Below are 4,330 nucleotides of genomic sequence, written 5' to 3'. Positions count from 1 at the left end.
CTCCTCCAGGTGTTGGGCCGGGGGGGCGGGCCCGCCGCATTCGGGGTCCGGGGGCCCCACGCCGTTGGGTCGGGGGGGGTTGCGGTGGCCCACCGGGGCGCGCGCGGCGGCGCCCCGGGGGCCCCCCGGGCTGGTGCTGCTGTGCGTGTACGCGGTGCCCGCGGCGCTGGCCGACGACATGTTGCCGTGGTGGACCTTCGTGCTCGGCGCGGCGTCGTTCGCGGCGTTGCTCGCGGTCGACGGCAATCACCGGCACCGCCGCTGGCGCACCCGGGAGGCACCGGGCGCGGGCGGCTCCGCGAGCGTACTGCCGATCCCGATCGCCGTCGTCAGCACCGCGATCGTGCTCGGCCTGCTCGGCGGGACGGTGACCTGGGTCGGCACCGTCGGCAAGATCCCGTTCGGCGGCAACGGCGCGGGCGGCAGGGGTGCCGGCCCCGGCGGTTTCGGCGTCGAGCCCTTCACCGAACTGCGCGGGCTGCTGGACCAGGGCGAGAACACCGAGCTGTTCAAGGTGCGCGGGCTCAACACCGACCGGCAGTTGCTGCGCGCGTTCACCCTCGACACGTACACCCCCAACAAGGGCTGGGGGCTGCGCAACGGCGGCCAGGCCCAGCAGGGCGTGCAGGCGAACAGGACGCTGCCGGCGGCACCGGGCGACGACGGTTCCGGCCCCACCCGGCAGATCCAGATCGAGCCGACCGGCTGGGTCGACAACTGGCTGCCGATCTACGGCGCGCCGCGCGAGCTGCGCGGCGTCGCCGACAACTGGCTCTACGACCGGGTCACCGGTGCGGTGTTCACGACCAGGAAGGAAAGCGCGCCGACCTACACCGAGGCCGCGTCGCTCAAGCAGCCGACGCAGGACGAGCTGCGCACGGCCGACGTGAACCCCGCCGACCTCCCGCCCTACTACACCCAGGTCGACCGGGTGGACCCGCGCGTGCGGGCCAAGACCGAGCAGCTCACCGCCGGCAAGGCCTCGAACTTCGACAAGGCCACCGCGCTGTGGCAGTTCTTCACCGCGCAGAACGGATTCGTGTACGACACGAGGACCGCGGACGCGACCGACGCGGACGCGCTCACCGACTTCATCCTCAACGGCAAACGGGGTTTCTGCGAGCAGTTCGCCTCGGCGATGGCCGTGATGGCGCGGGTGGCGGGGCTGCCGTCCCGGGTCGCGATCGGGTTCACCCCGGGCGTCCGCAAGGGCGACTACCAGTCGATCAGCTCGCAGGACGCGCACGCGTGGGTCGAGGTGTTCTTCGGGGACCGGGGCTGGGTCAGCTTCGATCCGACGCCGCTGGCGGACGGGCGCGGCGTCATCCCGCCGTATCTGCAGCCGAACGGGCCGAGCGGGGGCAAGCCGACCGACACCCAGGTGGCGCCGAGCGCCCCGGCGTCGAGCGCGCCCGCCACCGGCATCCCGCACGACCCGGCCAAGGACCAGGCCCCGGCACCGGCTGAAGCGCCGAAGGCGGAGGACACGAACTGGGAGGGCATCCTCGCCGTCGTGTTCTGGGCGCTGGGCGCCCTCGTCATCCTCGCCGCGGTGATCTTCCGCAAACGACTCGGAATACGGTTGCGGGGCGGCCCGTCCACGTCGCCCGTGCCCGGTGAGCCCGGACAGGCGCCCGGGTCCCCGCGCGACGGCGGGGCCGTGGCTCTCGCGACGCGGCCCCGTACGCAGGCGGTGGGCGACGAACGCGCCCGGATGGCGCTGGCCTGGGTCCCGCTGGTGGTCGCCGGGCTGTGGACGGCCGGGATCGCCTTCCTCGCGGCCTGGGCTTCGTGGTGGCTCGGCCTGATCGCGCTGGTCGCGCTCGCCGCGCTCGGCGGGCCCGCCGCGGTGCGGGACTTCCAGCGGCGACGGCGGTTGAGCGTGATCGCGAGCCATCGTCCCGGTGCCGCGGACGCGGCGTGGCGGGAACTGCTGGCCGAATGCTCGGACCGGGGGCTGCCGATCCCGGACAGTGACACCGTGCGGGTGGCCGGGCAGAAACTGGCGCAGAAGCACCATCTCGACGAAGAAGGCCGCGAAGGCCTGCGCACGGTGATCGGCGCGGTGGAACGTTCGTGGTACAGCGGCCGGGAGGACACCGATCCGGAGCTGGGCGGGGCGTTCGACAAGGTGCGGCACAGCCTGCGCCGGAACGCGCCGACGTCGTGGCGCGGCAAGCTCTTCCCGAAGTCCTTGTTCACGCGCAGGAACTGAGCGGACTCCCCGAAACCCCCACCCGAGTTACCCCACCCGCTCGCGGGACCGGCCGGCCGATGCCTCTTGACCGGCAGGCCGCGCGAACACGCCGCCAGGGCTGCTGCACCCTGACGGCGTGTTCGCGGAAGCGGCTCGATACGGGAGTTACTGCTCTTCGAAGCGCTGGCGGAAGCGCTCTTCCATGCGCTGGGTGAACGAGCTGCGGCGGCCTGCCTGCTTCCCGCTGCCGCGGTCGCCCGGCCCCGCTCGGTGGCCGTCGCCGTCGGCACCTTGCCTGATCGACGTCACGGCCATCACGACCCCGAAGAACATCACGAGGAACCCGAGCACGCTGATCAGCGGGATGTCGGCAACCCGGAACAGCGGCACCACCACGCCGAGCACCAGTAACGCGACCCCCACCACGAACAACGCGATCCCCTGGATGCGCCTTCGACGGGCGGGGCGCCGCAACCGGGTGCCGCGCACCGTGGATGCGAACTTGGGGTCCTCGGCATAGAGCTCGCGCTCGATCTGATCGAGCAGCCGCTGCTCATGCTCGGAGAGTGGCATCTTTCCTCCTCCGGCACAGCTGTCGCGGGCGCCGGGCCGCGCAACGTCCTGGACCCAACAGCCAACCCCAGGTGGGGTGGCACTGTCCAGGATACGAGTCCCGCGCGCTGCCGACTACCCGATCTCGCATCCTGTCGGGATCGAATCGGGCGAATTCCCGAGCGACATGGGTTGACGCTGCGTCACCGCGATGGAACTCACTCTTCACCCGGTGTCAGCAGTGACGCCGGCCGCACCGCGGCGGCGCCGAACCGGGACCTCGCGACGTCGGCGGCGACCTCCGCGTCGCGCCAGCGGGGCTCCGGTGAGTCGAAGACGAGCTGCTCCCCCGACTCGCCCGTGTCGAGCCCCTCGACCCGCACGCCGATCAGCCGGACCGCCCCGGACGGCGCGTGTTCGGTGAGCAGCTCGACCGCGATGCGGTGGATCTCGCGGGCGACGTCGGTCGGGGTGAGCAGGGTGCGGGCGCGGGTGATGGTGCGGAAGTCCGCGAACCGGACCTTGATCGACACGGTGCGGCCGCGCAGCCCGCGCTGCCGCAGTGTCGCGCCGACGCGTTCGGCGAGCCGGAGCAGCCGCAGTGCCAGCTCGGCGCGGTCGTGCCGGTCGACGTCGAAGGTGTGCTCGGCGCCGATCGACTTCTCCGCCGAGTCCGGGACCACGGCGCGATCGTCGTGACCGTTGGCGAGCGCGTACAGATGCTCGCCGACCGCGGTGCCGAGCGACCGCCGGAGCCGGGCTAGCGGCGCGGCCGCGACGTCGGCGATCGTGGTCAGCCCCATCTGGAGCAGCTGCTCCTCGGTGCGCTTGCCGACGCCCCACAGCGCCGCAACCGGCAGCTGGTGGAGGAAACCGAGGGTCTCCGCCGCCGGGACGACCACCATCCCGTCGGGTTTCGCCATCCCGGAGGCGAGCTTGGCGACGAACTTGACCTTGGCGACGCCCACCGAGCACGTGATGGCGTGCTCGGCCTCGACCCTGGCCCGAATCAGGGCCCCCAGCTCGGCCGGTGTCGCGCCGAGACGGCGCAGCGCACCGCTGACGTCCAGGAACGCCTCGTCGAGGCTCAACGGCTCCACCAGCGGGGTGAGCTCGCGGAAGATCTCCATCACCCCACGGGAAACCTCGCCGTACAGCCCGAAGGTCGGCGTGATGCACACCAGCTGCGGGCACAGCCGCTTCGCCACGGCGAACGGCATCGCCGAGCGCACCCCGAACGTGCGCGCCGGGTAGTTCGCGGCCGACACCACCGCGCGCGGGCCGTTCCCGGACACCACCACCGGCTTGTCCACCAGCTCCGGCCGCGTCCGCAGCTCCACCGACACGTAGAACGCGTCCATGTCGACGTGCAGGATCCCGCAGCCGGTGTCGTCCGGCAGGCTCGTGGCGCCCGCGGTGACCCGGAACCGGGCCATTCCCCCAGGCAGTTCAGCGTTTCTTCCCATCGTGGCGAACGCTACCCGCCACCCCCGACAATTCCGGTGATCGGCCACCCGAGGCGCCCGCCCGACGCACCGAATGCCGTGAAGGCCTCCTTCACAGCGCTCAACGCTGTGAAGG

2 protein-coding genes and 1 pseudogene are annotated in these 4,330 nt (G+C 72.4%); 1 reads left to right on the top strand and 2 read right to left on the bottom strand.

The genetic code is table 11. The annotated features are described in order from the left end of the window. Positions 1–103 precede the first annotated feature (103 nt). Positions 104–2,215: pseudogene (locus ACFWX1_RS47905) on the top strand (DUF3488 and DUF4129 domain-containing transglutaminase family protein); the annotation flags it as partial. 147 nt (positions 2,216–2,362) lie between these two features. Here ACFWX1_RS47905 and ACFWX1_RS47900 read toward each other — a convergent pair. Then, positions 2,363–2,770, bottom strand: a complete 408-nt coding sequence (locus ACFWX1_RS47900) for a DUF3040 domain-containing protein (protein ID WP_378396605.1) — start codon at positions 2,768–2,770, stop codon at positions 2,363–2,365. A gap of 197 nt (positions 2,771–2,967) precedes the next feature. Further along, complete coding sequence (locus tag ACFWX1_RS47895) at positions 2,968–4,185, bottom strand: DNA polymerase IV (RefSeq protein ID WP_378396606.1); 1,218 nt, start codon at positions 4,183–4,185, stop codon at positions 2,968–2,970. Between the last annotated feature and the right edge of the window lie 145 nt (positions 4,186–4,330).

It is taken from the genome of Amycolatopsis sp. NPDC059021, from assembly GCF_042739895.1.
Taxonomy (GTDB): Bacteria; Actinomycetota; Actinomycetes; order Mycobacteriales; family Pseudonocardiaceae; genus Amycolatopsis.
This window is presented reverse-complemented; position numbering and strand designations above follow the sequence as displayed.